Genomic DNA, 15,857 nt, shown 5'->3' with positions numbered 1-15,857 from the left:
GTGGATGTGTCGGAATTGCAGCGTCGGGTCGACGCCGTGGAGGCCGCGATGGCGGCCAACCGGGCCAGCGAGCGGAAGCTGGCCCTGGAACTCGACCGGCTGGCCGAGCATCTGATCGGGGAGAACGCCCCCGAGCTGCAGCAATACAAGCACCGGATCCAGGCCCTGGCGGTGCGGATCGACCCGGACACGCACACCGCGGCCGAGGTGGAGATCTACATCGAGACCTACTGCCGCTACCGGTGATCGCGCCTGGACCCACTGTCGGACCCCTCGTGCTAAGAACTAGGGCGTGAGCAACACCGACTCCTTCGTCCACCTGCACGTGCACACCGAGTACTCGATGCTCGACGGTGCGGCCAGGCTGGGGGAGCTGTTCGCGCGGACCGCCGAACTGGGCATGCCCGCGCTGGCCATGACCGACCACGGCAACGTCTTCGGGGCGCACGACTTCTACCGGCAGGCCCGGGCGGCCGGGGTGAACCCCATCATCGGCATGGAGGCCTACCTCACCCCGAACACCTCGCGGTTCGACAAGACCCGGGTCCGGTGGGCCGACGGCGGCGACGACGACGTGTCCGGCGCCGGTGCCTACACCCACATCACCCTGCTCTCGGAAACCACGCAGGGCATGCACAACCTGTTCCGGCTGGCCTCGCGGGCCTCGCTGGAGGGCTTCTTCTACAAGCCGCGCGCCGACCGCGAGCTGCTGTCGGAATATTCGGCCGGACTGATCGGCACCACCGGCTGCCCGTCCGGCGAGGTGCAGACCTGGCTGCGGATCGGCAACTACGACAAGGCGCTGGCCTCGGCGGCCGAGTTCCGGGACATCCTGGGCAAGGAGAACTACTTCGTCGAGCTGATGGACCACGGGTTGTCCATCGAAACCCGGGTGCGCGACGGGTTGATCCGGCTGGCCCGCGACCTGCAGCTGCCGATGATCGCCACCAACGACCTGCATTACACGAACAAGGCCGACGCGAGCGCGCACGAGGCGCTGCTGTGCGTGCAGTCCGGCAAGACCCTGGACGACCCGAACCGGTTCAAGTTTGACGCGGACGACTTCTACCTCAAGTCGCCGGCCGAGATGCGGGCCCTGTGGGCGGACAAATACGACCTGCGGGAGGCCTGCGACAACACCCTGCTGATCGCCGAGCGGTGTTCGGTCGCCTTCGACGAGGCGTCCTCCTACATGCCGCGCTTCCCGGTGCCGGCGGGGGAGACCGAGCAGACCTGGTTCGTCAAGGAGGTCGACAAGGGGCTGGCCATCCGGTTCCCCGGCGGCATCCCGCCCGAGGTGCGCAAGCAGGCCGACTACGAGGTCGGCGTCATCACCGCGATGAACTTCCCCGGCTACTTCCTGGTCGTGGCCGACTTCATCAACTGGGCCAAGGACCACGGCATCCGGGTCGGCCCGGGTCGTGGCTCGGGCGCCGGGTCGATGGTGGCCTACGCGATGCGGATCACCGACCTGAACCCGCTGGTGCACGGGCTGATCTTCGAACGGTTCCTGAACCCGGACCGGGTGTCCATGCCCGACTTCGACGTGGACTTCGACGAACGCCGGCGCGGTGACGTCATCCGTTACGTCACCGAGCGCTACGGCGACGACCGGGTCGCCCAGATCGTCACCTACGGCACCATCAAGGCCAAGCAGGCGGTCAAGGACTCGGCCCGGGTGCTGGGCATGCCGTTCTCGGTCGGCGACCGGATCACCAAGGTGATGCCGCCGCCGGTCATGGGCAAGGACGTGCCGCTGTCGAAGATCTTCGAGCCGTCCGACCCCCGGTACAACGAGGGCACCGAGTTCCGCACCCTGGTCGACACCGACCCGGACGTGCGCAAGGTGGTGGACACCGCCCGCGGGCTGGAGGGGCTCAAGCGGCAGTGGGGGGTGCACGCGGCCGGCGTCATCATGTCCTCGGCGCCGCTGCTGGACCTGATCCCGATCATGAAGCGGGAGCAGGACGGGGCGATCATCACCCAGTTCGACTACCCGACCTGCGAAAAGCTCGGCCTCATCAAGATGGACTTCCTGGGGCTGCGCAACCTGACCATTTTGGACGACGCAGTCGGCAACATCCGGGCCAACCGGGAGATCGACCTGGTCCTGGAAGACCTGCCGCTGGACGACAAGGCGACCTACGAGCTGCTGTCCCGGGGTGACACCCTGGGCGTGTTCCAGCTCGACGGCGGTCCGATGCGCGCCCTGCTGCGGTCGATGCGGCCGGACAACTTCGAGGACATCTCGGCGGTCATCGCCCTGTACCGGCCGGGCCCGATGGGGGCCAACTCGCACAACGAGTACGCGGACCGCAAGACCGGCCGCAAGCCGGTCACGCCCATCCACCCCGAGCTGGCCGACGCGCTGCAGGACCTGTTGGGCGACACCTACGGGCTGATCGTCTACCAGGAGCAGGTGATGGCGATCGCCCAGCACCTGGCCGGGTACACCCTGGGCGCCGCCGATCTGCTGCGCCGGGCCATGGGCAAGAAGAAGAAGGCCGAACTGGACGCCCAGTACGAGACCTTCTCCGGCGGGATGGCCGGTCGCGGCTACTCGCCGCACGCGATCAAGACGCTCTGGGACATCCTGCTGCCGTTCTCGGACTACGCGTTCAACAAGGCGCACTCGGCGGCCTACGGGATGCTGTCCTACTGGACCGCCTACCTCAAGGCCAACTACCCGGCCGAGTACATGGCCGCGCTGCTCACCTCGGTCGGCGACGACAAGGACAAGATGGCCATCTACCTGGCCGAATGTCGCTCCATGGGGATCAAGGTGATGGCGCCGGACGTCAACGCCAGCGTGCAGAACTTCGCCCCGGTCGGCACCGACATCCGGTTCGGTCTGTCCGCGATCCGCAACGTGGGCACCGGGGTGGTGGCCTCCATCGTGGCCTGCCGCAAGGACAAGGGCGCCTACACCGACTTCTACGACTTCCTGGACAAGGTCGACGCCACCGCCTGCAACAAGAAGGTGGTCGAGTCGCTGATCAAGGCCGGCGCCTTCGACTCGATGGGTCACCCGCGCAAGGGCCTGCTGATGGACCATGTCCGGGCCATCGACGAGGTGCTGGGCCTGAAGAAGGCCGAGGCGATCGGTCAGTTCGACCTGTTCGGCGAGATGAGCCAGGAGGAGAAGGGCGACACCTTCCGCGGCAACGTCCCGGACACCGAGTGGGACACCAAGCTGCGGCTCGGTTTCGAGCGGGAGATGCTGGGCCTGTACGTCTCCGGCCATCCGCTGGCCGGTGTCGAGCACATCCTGTCGGCCCAGTCGGACGCGTCCATCCCCGACGTGCTCGACGGCACTATCCCGGACCGGGCGCTGATCACCGTCGGCGGGATCCTGACCAACCTGCAGCGCCGGCTGACCAAGAAGGGCGACCCCTGGGCCTCGGCCACCCTGGAGGACCTGGCCGGTGGCGTCGAGGTCGCCTTCTTCCCCAAGGTCTACCTGGAGACCGCGATGCTGCTGGCCGAGGACGCCATCGTGCTGGTCAAGGCGCGGGTGGCCCGTTCGGAGGACCGGCTCTCGCTGCACGCGCAGTCGGTCGTGGTGCCCGACCTGTCCAACGACCCGGGCAAGGGTCCGGTGCAGGTCTCCATCGCCGCGCAGCGGTGCACCCCGCCGGTGGTGGACCGGCTCAAGGACGTGCTGCAGGCCCATCCGGGCACCACCGCCGTGCACCTCAAGCTGCTCAACGGCTCCCGGATCACCACCCTCAAGCTCGACGACGGGCTGCGGGTGACCCGCACGTCGGCGCTGATCGGCGACCTCAAGGCGCTGCTCGGCGCGGACTGCATCGCCTCGTGACGCGGGCCGCGCGGGTCGTGCTGATCGGGGCCGGCGCCGCCGGGGTGCTGCAGGGCCTGCTGTGGGCGTTCCTGGCCCCCGGGGTGCCCTACAAGGTGCTCGCCGACGGCCGGTACGGCGCGTTGCCCAGCACCACCAGCTACCACTTCGTCGCCCTGGCCCTGTTCTGCTGGCTGGGCATCATCGTCGGCGTGCTGACCGCGGTGCTGGCCTGGCGTGCGCGCACGAGCCGGGGCTGGCCGATGCTGCTGACCGTGGTCGGCGCCTCGTTCGCCGGGTCCCTGATCGCCTGGGGGTTAGGCCGGTTGATCGCCCCCGGCACCGATCCCGCATCGGTCGGGGCCTCGGCGGCCGATTCGATCGTGGTCTCCGCGCCGTCCACCGGCACCATCCTGGCCGTGCTGGCCCAGCCGGTGGCCGCGGCCCTGGTGTACACCTTCCTGGTCGCCTGGAACGGTCGCCCGGACCTGTCGGTCCCCGCCACGCCGCCGCCCGCAGATTGTCGACAATCTGCCTGATTCGCTGTTAGCGTCCGGCCCGTGCCTGGGTTGTCCGGTCGTCGGTTTGCCGCCTCGGTGGCCGGTCTGGCCGCCGTGCTGGCCCTGGACCCGGCCGTGCTCGGGGGCCGGCTGGCCGCCGCGGCCGTGCCCTCGATGGCCTCGAGCACGCTGCTGGTCACCGTCCGGCAGGGCAGCGAGGCGACCCGGACGTCGGGCACCGGCAGCTACCGCACCCTGGTCGCCGGACCGGGGGAGCCCTATGTCCCGCGACTGGACGTGCTCGGCCGCGCCCCCGACGCCGGCCGGGCCGCCGCTCGCGGTCGCTGCTCTACCTGGGCCACCTGTCGGACATGCACGTGATCGATGCGCAGTCGCCCGGCCGGATCGAGCCGATGATCGTGCAGGACCACGCCGCCTGGGGTTCGGCCTTCCACCCGCAGGACCCGCTGACCGTGCACGTCACCGCGGCCATGGTCCAGTCGTTCGCGGATCTGCGGTACAGCCCGCTGACCGGCGCGCCGATGGCCGCCGCGATCGTCACCGGGGACAGCGCCGACATGCATTCGGCGCTGGAACTTCGGTGGTACATCGACATTCTCGACGGCGTCCCGGTGCTGCCCAGCAGTGGCGGGAACACCCGGTACAACGGGGTGCAGGCCTGGCCGGAGGCCCGGTGGGCCTACCGGCCGGCCGATCCCGGCGGTGACGACTTCGGTGACTACGGGTTCCCGACGCTGCCGGACCTGCTGACCCAGGCCATCGCCCGGCCGGTCCACTCGGTCGGCCTGCCGGTGCCCTGGTACGCCGTCTACGGCAACCACGACACCCTGATGCTCGGCACCTTCGACGTCAGCTCGCAGTGGCGGGCCCAGGCCGTCGGCGGCCAGAAGTCCTTCACCCTCGAGGCCACCGCCACCACCGCGTTGGCCGGGTATGCGGCCACCGGCAGCCCGCTGCAGCGGATGATCGATGCGCTCGGCGTGCAGAGCGGGTGGCGGCCGGGGCTCCGGTCGGTGCCGGCCGACGCGCAGCGCCGGCTGTTCGAGCAACGCGACTTCATGGCCGAACACTTCCGGACGACCACGACACCCGGGCCGGTCGGGCACGGCTTCACCCAGCACAACCTGGACACCGGCCAGACCTGGTGGAAGGCCGATCTGAGCGACCAGGTCCGGATGCTCGGCCTGGACACCTGCAACCAGGTCGCCGGCCCGGACGGGGCCGTCCCGGACGATCAGTTCCAGTGGCTGCGAACCGAACTCGCCGCCGCGCAGGCGCAGCAGCGGCTGGTCCTGGTGGTCAGCCACCACAACAGCCTGACCCTGGAGAACCGGGCCCAGCGGCCGGGCCAGGACCAGCTCCTGCACGGAGCCGACGAGTTCATCGACCTGCTGCTGCAGTACCCGGTGGCCGTCGGCTGGCTCAACGGGCACACCCACCTCAATCAGATCCTGGCCCACCGGCGCCCCGGCGGGGGCGGGTTCTGGGAGATCACCACCGCCTCCTGCATCGACTTCCCGCAGCAGCAGCAGGTGCTGGAACTTCTCGACAACCGCGACGGCACGATGTCGATCTTCACCACGGTGCTCGACCACGCCTCGCCGATCATTCCGGGCAACAGCGGATCGCTGGCCGATCTGGCCTCCCGCAGCCGGGAGCTGGCCGCCAACGACTGGGCCGAGAACCCGCTGATGCTACGGGGTTCGGCGCTGGACCGGAACACCGAACTGCTGCTGCCGGCCCCGTTCGACCTGTCCGGCATCTCCGACGCCGCCCTGGAGGCGCAGAGCCTGGCCCAGCGGGCCCGGCTGGTCGCCTACGAGCAGCGGAGCCCGCGATGATCCGCCCTCCGGTCCGGAACGCCACCCGGACCGCAATGCTGGCCGGCGCGGCCCTCGTGCTCGCCGGCTGCTCGCAGGTCGCCGCGCTGGCCCCGGTCAGCGGCAACCGGATCACCGAGGTCCGGTTCGCCGCTAACGACGTCCTGCTCGACCGGGCGATCGCACTGGCCGTGGCCCCGGTCTGCGACCAGGACGGGCCGACGATCACCTGCGCGGGCACGACCGTCGCGGGCGAGCCGATCGCGGTGAGCGCATCCGGCCCGGCGGCGACGGCGGACACCCTGACGGTCAGCGTCAACAGCACGACGATCTACCAGGGGTCGGTCCGCGACGTGCTGGACGCCAGCGCGCGGTCCACGTCATGACCACGGTGCGGGTCGTGCTGGCCGGGTGGCGGGTGTACCTGCCGGCCGTCCTGCTCACCGCGGCGGCCCAGGCCCTGCTGGTGTTCGCCGACCCGGTCCCGGCCCGGTCGTGGTCGTTCGCCGAGCTGGCCCTGGCCTCGTTCGCGCTGGTGGTGGCGGCGATCACGGTGATCGCGGCGGCCGGTGCCGGTCGGGTGCGGCCGGCGCTGCCGGTCTGGGTGGCCGGCCTCGGGCTGGTGATCGGCGCGGCCGCGGTGCTCTCGCCGTGGCTGGCGCCGCCGCTGCTGCTGGTCGGCGCGCTGGTACTGCCCCCGGTGGCCGATGGCGCGCCGCGCCCGGTGCGGACCGCCTTCCGGGCCTTCCGGGTGATACCCGCGCGAGCCGTGGCCGGATTGCTGGTGCTGCTGGTGGTCGCCGTCCTGAGCTGGGCCGCGGCCCTGCTGTCCGGGCTGCTGGTCACCGGTCCGCTGTCGGCCGCGGTGACCTGGCTGTGGTTCGGCGTGCTGGCCGTGCTGGTGCTGGGCTGGTCCACCGCGCTGTACCGGCGGGCGGCCGACCTCAGCCGCCGGGTGGGCGAAAGGCCGCGAACGGGTCCGTGACCCGGTACTCGCCGACGCTGAAGCGGTACATCGCCGCCGGCCGGCCGCCGGTCGGGCCCGGGGGAGCGGTCGAGCCGGTCGGCTCGAGCATGCCGCGACGGGTCAGGATGCGCTGCAGGTTGGTGACGTCCACGTCGTGGCCCAGCGCGGCGGCGTAGATCCGGCCCAGTTCGGCCAGCGTGAAACTCTCCGGGGCCAACGCGAAGCCGATGTTGGTGTAGGACAGCTTGGCCCGCAGCCGCTGCAACGCCCGGTCGGCGATGATCGCGTGGTCGAAGGCCAGGTCGGGCAGGTTGTCCACCGGGTGCCAGGCGGTGTCCGCCGGCAGCGTCGGGTCAGCGTCCATCGGCACCAGGCCCAGGAACCCGGTCGCGACCATCCGGATATCGGGCATCCGGCCCGGGTCGGAGAACACCCCGGTCTGCTCCAGGTGCGAGACCTGCTGCAGGTCGACCTTCTCGGCCAGCTGCCGGCGGGCGGAGGCGTCGACGTCCTCGGTGTCCCACATCACGCCGCCCGGCAGCGCCCAGCGCCCGGCGTCCGGTTCCCGGGCCCGGCGCCACAGCAAGAGTTGCAGGTGCGGCCGGCCGTCGGCGGAGGCATTGCGGTGCACGGTGAAGACGGCGGCCAGGACCTCCAGGAGGCTGGCGGTCTTGCGGCCCGTCGGTGAGCCCGACCCGGCGGGATGCATGTTCGCGATTGTAAGTCGATAACCCAACTGATACACTCAGGGCGTTTTCGATCAGTAGTCGAAAACCCCGGTGAAGGTGGAGGACACATGACAGCGAGCCTGGCCACGAACAGTGACCTGCACGAGGACCTGCCGGCCGACTGGGCCGAGCGGGTGCGGGCGCTGGCCGAACAGCGTGACGCCGTCATCCTGGCCCACAACTACCAGGTGGGGGCCATCCAGGACATCGCCCACCACGTTGGCGACTCGCTCGCCCTGTCCCGGATCGCGGCGACCGCCCCGCAGCAGACCATCGTGTTCTGCGGCGTGCACTTCATGGCCGAGACCGCCAAGATCCTCTCGCCGGACAAGACGGTGCTGATCCCGGACGCCGACGCCGGCTGCTCGCTGGCCGACTCGATCACCGCCGACCAGCTGCGCGAGTGGAAAGCGGCCAACCCCGGGGCGGTCGTGGTGTCCTACGTGAACACCACCGCCGAGGTGAAGGCCGAGACCGACATCTGCTGCACGTCCTCCAACGCCGTCGAGGTGGTCCGCTCCATCCCGGCCGACACCCCGGTGCTGTTCGGTCCGGACCAGTTCCTGGGTGCGCACGTGCGCCGGATCCTGGGTCGCGACAACATTCAGGTCTGGGGCGGCGAGTGCCACGTGCACGCCGGCATCAACGGCGGCCAGCTGACCGCCCAGGCCACCGCCCACCCGGACGCCGACCTCTACATCCACCCGGAGTGCGGCTGCGCGACCAGCGCGCTGTATCTGGCCACCGCGGGGGCGGTGCCGGCCGAGCGGGTGAAGATCCTGTCCACCGGCGAGATGGTGGACGCGGCCAAGGTCGGGCGCACCAAGCAGGTGCTGGTGGCCACCGAGATCGGCATGATCCACCAGCTGCGCCGGGCCGCCCCGGGGGTGGAGTTCCTGGCCGTCAACGACCGGGCGTCCTGCAAGTACATGAAGATGATCACCCCGGCCAAGCTGCTGCGCTCGCTCGAGCAGATGCGCGACGAGGTCGTCGTCGACCCCGACATCGCCGCCCGGGCCCGCGGTGCGGTCGAGCGAATGATCGGGATCGGGATGAGCGGAGGCGGGGAATGACCGTCTCGCTGCCCGACTGGGAGGCGACCACGGACGTGGTCGTCGTCGGCACCGGGGTGGCCGGCCTGACCTTCGCCCTGGACGCGGCGCCCACGATGCGGGTGCTGGTCGTCACCAAGGGCGCGCCGGACGAGGCGAACACCTCCTGGGCGCAGGGCGGCGTCGCCGTCGTCCGCGACGAGCACGACCCGGGGGACAGCGTCGCCGACCACGTCACCGACACCCTGGTCGCCGGGGCCGGGCTCAGCGACCCGACCGCGGTCGAGCTGATCCTGGGCGCGGGCCCGGGGGCCGTCGCCCGGCTGATCGCCCGCGGCGCCGCCTTCGACGCCGGCCCGGACGGGCTGCTGCGCACCCGGGAGGGCGGGCACACCGCGAACCGGGTGATCCACGCCGGGGGCGACGCCACCGGGGCCGAGATCGAGCGGGCCCTGCTGGCCGCGCCCGGGCTGCCCACGATGCTGGCCGATCACCTCGCGCTGGACGTGCTGCTGGACGGGCACGGGCGGGCCCGCGGGCTGTCCGTGCTGGGCCCCGACGGACGGATCGGGCTGATCCGCGCTGCCGCGGTCGTGCTGGCCACCGGCGGCGCCGGCCACCTGTACGCGGCCACCACCAATCCGGGCGTGGCCACCGCGGACGGCTTGGCCATGGCGCTGCGGGCCGGCGCCGCGCTGGCCGACGTCGAATTCATGCAGTTCCATCCGACCGTGCTGTGGACCGGGCCGGGCGAGCTCGGGCACCGGGCCCTGGTCACCGAGGCGGTCCGTGGCGAGGGCGCGGTGCTGATCGACGCGACCGGTGCCAGCGTCATGCGCGGCGTGCACCCGCTGGCCGATCTGGCCCCCCGGGACGTGGTCTCGCTGGCCATCACCCGCCGCCTGGCCACGGCCCCGGGCGGGGTGTCCGACCACGTGTACCTGGACGCCACCGCGATCCCGCCGGCCGTCTTCCGGCGCCGGTTCCCGACCGTGTCCGCAGCCTGCCTGCGGGCCGGCATCGACCCGACCCGGCAGCCGATCCCGGTTGCCCCGGCGGCGCATTACCACTGCGGTGGGGTGCTCACTGATCTGGACGGGCGCACCACCGTGCCCGGCCTGCTGGCCATCGGCGAGGTGGCCCGCACCGGGCTGCACGGCGCCAACCGGCTGGCCTCGAACTCGTTGCTCGAGGGCCTGGTGATGGGGGAGCGGGCGGCCCTCGCGGTGCGCGCGGACGTTTCCGCGGCAACGTCGCGGCCGGCCGAACTGATCCTCACCGACCCACCGGCGGCCGACCCGGCCGGCCGGCTGGAGCTGCAGGCGACCATGAGCAGTTCGGCCGGCATCGGCCGCGACCTGCCCGGGCTGCTGGCCGCGCAGTCGGCGATCGCGTCGCTGGGCGATGATCCCGCCGGTCTGCACCGCGCCACGCCGGATCGTCCCGCGGTGGAGACGGCCAACCTGGCGCTGGCCGCCGGCGCCCTGCTGGCCGCCGCCGAGGTGCGCACCGAATCCCGCGGCTGCCACGTGCGCACCGACCACCCGAACCGCTCCGCTGAGTGGGAACGCCCGGTGCTGGTGCGGGCCCGCGGCGCCGCGATCGAGGTCCTGGAACCGGAGGTGGCCCGATGATCGATGCAGTGAGCGATCAGGCGGTCATCGATCGGGCCCTGGCCGAGGACCTGGCCGACGGCGCGGACGTCACCACCCTGGCCACCGTCCCGGCCGACCAGTCGGTGCGGGCGCAGCTCACCCCGCGGCAGGCCGGGGTGCTGGCCGGCGGCCCGATCGCCGCGCAGGTGTTCCGGACCGTGATCGGCTCGGCCGTCCGGGTCGAGCAGCTGGTGCCCGACGGCGGGACCCTCGTCCCGGGGGAGCCGGCGCTGATCGTGCACGGCCCGACCGCGGGGATCCTGACCGCCGAGCGGACCGCGCTGAATCTGCTGACCCACCTGTCCGGCATCGCCTCGGCCACCCGGACCTGGGTGGACGCCGTGGCCGGCACCGGGGCCCGGATCCGGGACACCCGCAAGACGCTGCCCGGGCTGCGCGCGCTGGAGAAGTACGCGGTGCGCTGCGGCGGCGGGGTGAACCATCGGATGAGCCTGGGCGACGCCGCGCTGATCAAGGACAACCACGTCGCCGCGGCCGGTTCGGTGACCGCGGCGATCAAGGCGGTCCGCGCGCTCGACCCGGACATCACGCTGGAGGTCGAGGTCGACACCCTCGAGCAGTTCGACGAGGCGATCGGCGCCGGCGCCGAACTGGTCCTGCTGGACAACTTCTCGCTGGCCGACACGGCCGAGGCGGTGCTGCGGGCCCGGGCCCTTCCGCGGCGGGTGTACCTGGAGGCCTCGGGCGGGCTCACCCTGGACCGCGCCCGGGCCGTCGCCCGGACCGGCGTGGACTATCTCGCGGTGGGCGCGCTCACCCACTCGGCTCCCGCCCTGGATCTCGGTCTCGACCTGGTCGGCTGACACCCTAGGCTTGATCCATGCTTCAACGGATCGACCTACGTGCCGGCCTGCCCCGGGTGCTCGGCGACGTGCTGCCCCGGGCGGCCGTCGACATCGGTTCGGCGACCGCGACGGTCGCCCCGATCATCGAGGACGTCCGTCATCGTGGCGCGGCGGCCGTGCTGGACGCGGCGCAGCGGTTCGACGGCGTGCGCCCGGCCGCGGTTCGGGTCCCGGTCGAGGTGATCGAGGCGGCCTCCGGCGCGCTGACCGGTTCGCTGCGGGCCGCGCTGGTGGAGTCCATCGCCCGCGCCCGGGTCGGGCACGCCGCGCAGCTGCCGGCCGAGACGGTGACCACGCTGGCCTCCGGTGCCCTGGTGCGGCAGCGGTGGGTGCCGGTGCGCCGGGTCGGGCTGTACGTGCCGGGCGGGCGCGCGCTGTACCCGTCGAGTGTGGTGATGAACGTGGTGCCCGCGCAGGTCGCGGGCGTCGACGCGATCGCCGTCACCTCGCCGCCGCAGAAGGACAACGACGGCTGGCCGGACCGCAACGTGCTGGCCGCCTGCGCCCTGCTGGACATCGATGAGGTCTACGCCGCCGGCGGGGCCCAGGGCATCGCGCTGCTGGCTCTGGGTGCCGATGGCGTCGAACCGGTCGACGTGATCACCGGACCGGGCAACGTCTACGTCACCGCGGCCAAGCGGCTGCTGCGCGGTGTCGTCGGCATCGACTCGGAGGCCGGCCCCACCGAGATCGCCGTGGTCGCTGACGACTCCGCCGACCCCGAGTACGTCGCCGCCGACCTGATCTCGCAGGCCGAGCACGACCCGCTGGCCGCCTCGGTGCTGATCACCACCTCGACCGAGCTGGCCGACGCGGTCGACGCCGTGCTGCCGGCCCGGGTGGCCGCGACCAAGCACAGCGAGCGGATCACCGAGGCGCTGACCGGCCCGCAGTCCGGCGTGGTGCTGGTCGCCGGCATCGACGACGCGCTGGCCGTGGCCGACGCATACGCCGCCGAGCACCTGGAGATCCAGACCCGGGACGCCGCCGCCGTGGCCGCCCGGGTGCGCAATGCCGGCGCGGTGTTCGTCGGCGCGTACTCACCGGTATCGCTGGGCGACTACTGCGCCGGGTCCAACCACGTGCTGCCCACCGGCGGGTCGGCCCGGTTCTCCGCCGGCCTGGCCGCCACCACGTTCCTGCGGCAGCAGCAGGTGATCGACTACTCCGCCGATGCGCTGCGCGAGGTGGGTCCACACGTCGCCGCCCTGTCGGCCGCGGAGGACCTGCCCGCGCACGGCGAGGCGGTCGCCGTGCGGCTGACGGCGCGGGACGGCTCATGATCGAGGTGACCCTGGCCGACCTGCCGCTGCGCGCGGACCTCGTCGGCAAGTCCCCCTACGGCGCCCCGCAGCTGGACGTGCCGGTCCGGGTGAACACCAACGAGAACCCCTACCCGCCCTCGGATGCGCTGGTCGCCGACCTGGCCGCCTCGGTCGCGGCCGCCGCGGTCGAGCTGAACCGGTACCCGGACCGGGACGCGGTGGCGTTGCGGCAGTCGTTGGCGCAGTACCTGTCCCGATCCACCGGCGTGCCGCTGACCAGCGCGAACGTGTGGGCGGCCAACGGGTCCAACGAGATCTTGCTGCAATTGCTGCAGGCCTTCGCCGGCCCCGGCCGGTCCGCGTTGGGGTTCGAGCCGTCGTACTCGATGCACCCGATCATCGCCTCCGGCACCCGGACCACCTGGCTGTCCTGCCCCCGGCGGGACGACTTCACCGTGGATGTGGACGCGGCCGTCGACCTGGTCGCGCAGCGGGCGCCGGACGTGCTGTTCATCACCAGCCCGAACAACCCGACCGGCGGGTCGCTGCCGCCGCCGGACGTGGCCCGGCTGGCCGCGGCGACCCCCGGCATGGTGGTGGTCGACGAGGCCTACGCGGAGTTCTCCGACCGGCCGTCGGCGATCGAGCTCATCGAGACGTTCCCGCGGAAACTGGTCGTCGTCCGCACCATGTCCAAGGCGTTCGCGTTCGCCGGGGGCCGGCTGGGTTACCTGGCCGCCGCGCCGGCCGTCATCGACGCGTTGCTGCTGGTCCGGCTGCCGTATCACCTGTCCACGCTGACCCAGGCGGCCGCGCTGGCCGCGTTGCGGCACGCCGACGACACGCTGGCCTCGGTGGCTCACCTGGTCGCCGAACGGAACCGGGTGGCGGCGGCGCTGACCGAACTGGGCCTGCGGGTGATCGAGTCCGACGCCAACTTCCTGCTGTTCGGGGAGTTCGCCGACGCCAAGGCCACCTGGCAGCAGTACCTGGACGCCGGCGTGCTCGTGCGGGACATGGGCATCTCGGGCTACCTGCGGACCACCATCGGCACCGACGCCGAGAACGACGTGCTCATCGCGGTGAGCGCCACCCTGCGCAAGGAGAATCAATGAGTCGGCGGGCGCGCATCGAGCGCACCACGAGTGAATCGTCCGTGTTGGTCGATCTGGACCTGGATGGCACCGGGCAGGTGGAGATCTCCACCGGTGTGCGGTTCTACGACCACATGCTGATCTCGTTCGGCGTGCACGGCAGCTTCGATCTGACCGTCCGGTCGGTCGGCGACGTCGACATCGACGCGCACCACACCGTCGAGGACACCGCGATCGTGCTCGGCCAGGCGATCGGCCAGGCGGTCGGTGACAAGAAGGGCATCCGCCGGTTCGGGGACGCGTTCGTGCCGATGGACGAGACGCTGGCGCACGCCGCGGTCGACCTGTCCGGCCGGCCGTACAGCGTGCACCTGGGGGAGCCGGAGAACATCTTCGGTGCGGTCGTGGGCAACAACTACCCGGTGGTGCTCAACACGCACGTGTTCGACTCGCTGGCCTTCCACGCGCGGATGAACCTGCACGTCCGGGTGCTCTACGGCCGCGATCCGCACCACATCTGCGAGGCCCAGTACAAGGCGATCGCCCGGGCGTTGCGGCAGGCGGTGGAGCCGGACCCGCGGGTGTCGGGCGTGCCGTCGACCAAGGGCGTGCTGTGACCACTGTGCTGCCGATCGTGCTGATCGGGCTCGGTGGGTTTCTGATCGGTGGGGTGATCTCGCTGTCGCGCAAATCGGTGCCGGCCGCGGTGATCGTCGGGGTGTTCGCCGCCGCCTGCATCGTCGGCGGGATTGCGTGGCTGGTGTCATGACCGACCTGGTGGTGCTCGACTACGGCTCGGGCAATCTGGCCTCCGCCGAGCGGGCGTTGCGTCGGACCGGCGCGTCGGTCACCGTGACCTCCGACTTCGACGCGGCGTTGAATTGCGACGGCCTGGTGGTGCCGGGCGTGGGCGCGTACGAGGCGTGCATGCAGGGGCTGACCGCGGTCCGCGGGCAACGGATCATCGATCGGCGCGTCGCCGGCAACCGGCCGGTGCTGGGGATCTGCGTGGGCATGCAGATCCTGTTCGAACGCGGCGTCGAGCACGGGGTGCAGACCGACGGGGTCGGGGAGTGGCCGGGCACGGTGGAACGGCTGCAGGCGCCGATCGTGCCGCACATGGGTTGGAACACCGTCTCGCCCGGTGCCGGGTCGGTGCTGTTCGCCGATCTGGACCCCGCGACCCGGTTCTATTTCGTGCACTCCTATGCGGTTCGTCGGTGGGAACTCGAGGTCACCGAGCCGTTCACCCCGCCGGTGGTGACCTGGGCCGAGCACGGCGGCGACCGGTTCGTCGCGGCGGTGGAGAACGGCCCGTTGTCGGCGACCCAGTTCCACCCGGAGAAGTCGGGTGATGCCGGGGCCGAGGTGTTGCGGCGCTGGGTGGCCTCGATCTAACATCGAACACGTGTTCGAGAGCTCAGCGGTCTTTCCGGTTGCCGCACCCCTGGCGGCCGCGTTGCCGCGGGGCGGGCTGACCCGGGGGTCGGTGGTCAGCGTGCTCGGCCAGGGCGCGACCAGCCTGCTGTTCACGCTGCTCGCCGGGTCCGGGACGGGGCACTGGGCGGCGCTGGTCGGGATGCCCGGCCTGGGCCTGCGGGCCGCCGCCGAACTGGGCGTTGACCTGGACCGGGTGGTGCTCATCCCCGACCCCGGATCCGACGCGCTGCAGGTCGTCTCGATCCTGATCGACGGGGTGGACCTGATCGCCGTCGCCCTGCCCCCGGCGGTTCGCCCCGCCCCGGCCCGGCAGCGGGTGCTCGGTGGCCGGTTGCGGCAACGCGGCGCGGTGCTGCTGGTCGCCGGGCCGTGGCCGGGCGCCGACCTGGTGCTCACCGCCCGCTGGACCGGCTGGCACGGCCTGGATCGCGGCCACGGTCGGCTGCGGGACCGGGAGTTGGCCGTGCAGATCGGCGGCCGCCGGGCGGCCGGTCCGGGAGCCGTCGTGGACCTGCTGCTGCGGGCCGAACGGGATGCGGTGCGGATCGCGCCGGCTGTCCCGACCGCTGTCCCGGCCGTCCGTCCGGCGGCTGTTGCCCGGGTGTCCTGACCCTTCTCCGCCGCCTCATGGGCACTGTCAGACGGTCGAT

General features: G+C 71.9%; 17 protein-coding genes. 16 read left to right on the top strand and 1 reads right to left on the bottom strand.

Features of this window, described 5'->3' with window-relative positions:
* Genes NAMU_RS15670 through NAMU_RS15645 form a run of 7 tightly spaced genes read left to right on the top strand, consistent with a single transcriptional unit; the run spans position 1 to position 7,125 of the window.
* Positions 1-246, top strand: coding sequence for a hypothetical protein (locus tag NAMU_RS15670; protein WP_041369029.1), 246 nt, complete (start codon positions 1-3; stop codon positions 244-246).
* 46 nt (positions 247-292) lie between these two features.
* Entirely contained in the window at positions 293-3,820 is a 3,528-nt protein-coding gene (gene dnaE / locus NAMU_RS15665) for a DNA polymerase III subunit alpha (RefSeq protein WP_015748372.1), read from the top strand.
* On the top strand, positions 3,817-4,338 hold the full coding sequence (locus tag NAMU_RS15660; RefSeq protein ID WP_015748371.1) for a DUF2567 domain-containing protein: 522 nt from the start codon (positions 3,817-3,819) through the stop codon (positions 4,336-4,338). The genes dnaE and NAMU_RS15660 overlap by 4 nt, the downstream gene beginning before the upstream one ends.
* 21 nt (positions 4,339-4,359) lie before the next feature.
* Positions 4,360-4,680 carry a hypothetical protein gene (locus NAMU_RS30510; RefSeq protein WP_217180433.1) on the top strand — a complete coding sequence of 107 codons (321 nt, stop codon included), beginning with the start codon at positions 4,360-4,362 and terminating at the stop codon, positions 4,678-4,680.
* Complete coding sequence (locus NAMU_RS15655) at positions 4,671-6,161, top strand: TIGR03767 family metallophosphoesterase (protein ID WP_052307959.1); 1,491 nt, start codon at positions 4,671-4,673, stop codon at positions 6,159-6,161. Before NAMU_RS30510 ends, NAMU_RS15655 begins: the two co-directional genes overlap by 10 nt.
* A complete protein-coding gene (locus NAMU_RS15650; RefSeq protein WP_015748370.1) occupies positions 6,158-6,526 on the top strand; it encodes a hypothetical protein in 369 nt (122 codons plus the stop codon). Before NAMU_RS15655 ends, NAMU_RS15650 begins: the two co-directional genes overlap by 4 nt.
* The gene (locus NAMU_RS15645; protein ID WP_015748369.1) at positions 6,523-7,125 is read left to right on the top strand and encodes a hypothetical protein; all 603 of its coding nucleotides are present in this window, start codon (positions 6,523-6,525) and stop codon (positions 7,123-7,125) included. The genes NAMU_RS15650 and NAMU_RS15645 overlap by 4 nt, the downstream gene beginning before the upstream one ends.
* Here the strand turns inward: NAMU_RS15645 and NAMU_RS15640 are convergent.
* Positions 7,085-7,816 carry an NUDIX hydrolase gene (locus tag NAMU_RS15640; protein ID WP_015748368.1) on the bottom strand — a complete coding sequence of 244 codons (732 nt, stop codon included), beginning with the start codon at positions 7,814-7,816 and terminating at the stop codon, positions 7,085-7,087. The two genes, NAMU_RS15645 and NAMU_RS15640, sit on opposite strands and share 41 nt — an antisense overlap.
* An 87-nt stretch (positions 7,817-7,903) precedes the next feature.
* Here NAMU_RS15640 and nadA point away from each other — a divergent pair, with 87 nt between their 5' ends.
* Genes nadA through NAMU_RS15600 form a run of 9 tightly spaced genes read left to right on the top strand, consistent with a single transcriptional unit; the run spans position 7,904 to position 15,817 of the window.
* Positions 7,904-8,908 (top strand): quinolinate synthase NadA, encoded by a 1,005-nt coding sequence (gene nadA, locus NAMU_RS15635; protein WP_015748367.1) that lies wholly within the window; start codon positions 7,904-7,906, stop codon positions 8,906-8,908.
* Entirely contained in the window at positions 8,905-10,521 is a 1,617-nt protein-coding gene (locus tag NAMU_RS15630) for an L-aspartate oxidase (protein ID WP_015748366.1), read from the top strand. Before nadA ends, NAMU_RS15630 begins: the two co-directional genes overlap by 4 nt.
* The gene (gene nadC, locus NAMU_RS15625; protein ID WP_015748365.1) at positions 10,518-11,366 is read left to right on the top strand and encodes a carboxylating nicotinate-nucleotide diphosphorylase; all 849 of its coding nucleotides are present in this window, start codon (positions 10,518-10,520) and stop codon (positions 11,364-11,366) included. The genes NAMU_RS15630 and nadC overlap by 4 nt, the downstream gene beginning before the upstream one ends.
* 17 nt (positions 11,367-11,383) lie before the next feature.
* Positions 11,384-12,691, top strand: a complete 1,308-nt coding sequence (hisD, locus tag NAMU_RS15620) for a histidinol dehydrogenase (RefSeq protein ID WP_015748364.1) — start codon at positions 11,384-11,386, stop codon at positions 12,689-12,691.
* Positions 12,688-13,788, top strand: a complete 1,101-nt coding sequence (locus NAMU_RS15615; RefSeq protein WP_015748363.1) for a histidinol-phosphate transaminase — start codon at positions 12,688-12,690, stop codon at positions 13,786-13,788. Before hisD ends, NAMU_RS15615 begins: the two co-directional genes overlap by 4 nt.
* The gene (gene hisB / locus NAMU_RS15610) at positions 13,785-14,384 is read left to right on the top strand and encodes an imidazoleglycerol-phosphate dehydratase HisB (protein WP_015748362.1); all 600 of its coding nucleotides are present in this window, start codon (positions 13,785-13,787) and stop codon (positions 14,382-14,384) included. Before NAMU_RS15615 ends, hisB begins: the two co-directional genes overlap by 4 nt.
* 5 nt (positions 14,385-14,389) lie before the next feature.
* Complete coding sequence (locus NAMU_RS30045; protein ID WP_169312454.1) at positions 14,390-14,536, top strand: hypothetical protein; 147 nt, start codon at positions 14,390-14,392, stop codon at positions 14,534-14,536.
* Positions 14,533-15,165: an imidazole glycerol phosphate synthase subunit HisH gene (hisH, locus tag NAMU_RS15605; RefSeq protein WP_015748360.1), complete on the top strand. Its 633-nt coding sequence runs from the start codon at positions 14,533-14,535 to the stop codon at positions 15,163-15,165. Before NAMU_RS30045 ends, hisH begins: the two co-directional genes overlap by 4 nt.
* Before the next feature lie 10 nt (positions 15,166-15,175).
* Positions 15,176-15,817 (top strand): hypothetical protein, encoded by a 642-nt coding sequence (locus NAMU_RS15600; RefSeq protein WP_015748359.1) that lies wholly within the window; start codon positions 15,176-15,178, stop codon positions 15,815-15,817.
* Positions 15,818-15,857: the final 40 nt, after the last annotated feature.

The organism is Nakamurella multipartita DSM 44233, assembly GCF_000024365.1.
In the GTDB taxonomy this organism is placed as follows: domain Bacteria; phylum Actinomycetota; class Actinomycetes; order Mycobacteriales; family Nakamurellaceae; genus Nakamurella; species Nakamurella multipartita.
Note: the sequence above shows the minus strand (reverse complement) of the source record. Positions and strands in the feature narration are given on the sequence as shown.

Excerpts from the sequence above, each read along its gene's own strand:
- NAMU_RS15650 (WP_015748370.1), top strand. The coding sequence starts at position 6,158 with ATGATCCGCCCTCCGGTCCGGAACGCCACCCGGACCGCAATGCTGGCC.
- hisD (WP_015748364.1), top strand. The coding sequence starts at position 11,384 with ATGCTTCAACGGATCGACCTACGTGCCGGCCTGCCCCGGGTGCTCGGC.
- nadC (WP_015748365.1), top strand. The coding sequence starts at position 10,518 with ATGATCGATGCAGTGAGCGATCAGGCGGTCATCGATCGGGCCCTGGCC.
- NAMU_RS15630 (WP_015748366.1), top strand. The coding sequence starts at position 8,905 with ATGACCGTCTCGCTGCCCGACTGGGAGGCGACCACGGACGTGGTCGTC.
- hisH (WP_015748360.1), top strand. The coding sequence starts at position 14,533 with ATGACCGACCTGGTGGTGCTCGACTACGGCTCGGGCAATCTGGCCTCC.
- NAMU_RS15640 (WP_015748368.1), bottom strand. The coding sequence starts at position 7,816 with ATGCATCCCGCCGGGTCGGGCTCACCGACGGGCCGCAAGACCGCCAGC.
- NAMU_RS15645 (WP_015748369.1), top strand. The coding sequence starts at position 6,523 with ATGACCACGGTGCGGGTCGTGCTGGCCGGGTGGCGGGTGTACCTGCCG.
- hisB (WP_015748362.1), top strand. The coding sequence starts at position 13,785 with ATGAGTCGGCGGGCGCGCATCGAGCGCACCACGAGTGAATCGTCCGTG.
- nadA (WP_015748367.1), top strand. The coding sequence starts at position 7,904 with ATGACAGCGAGCCTGGCCACGAACAGTGACCTGCACGAGGACCTGCCG.
- NAMU_RS15615 (WP_015748363.1), top strand. The coding sequence starts at position 12,688 with ATGATCGAGGTGACCCTGGCCGACCTGCCGCTGCGCGCGGACCTCGTC.
- NAMU_RS15655 (WP_052307959.1), top strand. The coding sequence starts at position 4,671 with ATGCACGTGATCGATGCGCAGTCGCCCGGCCGGATCGAGCCGATGATC.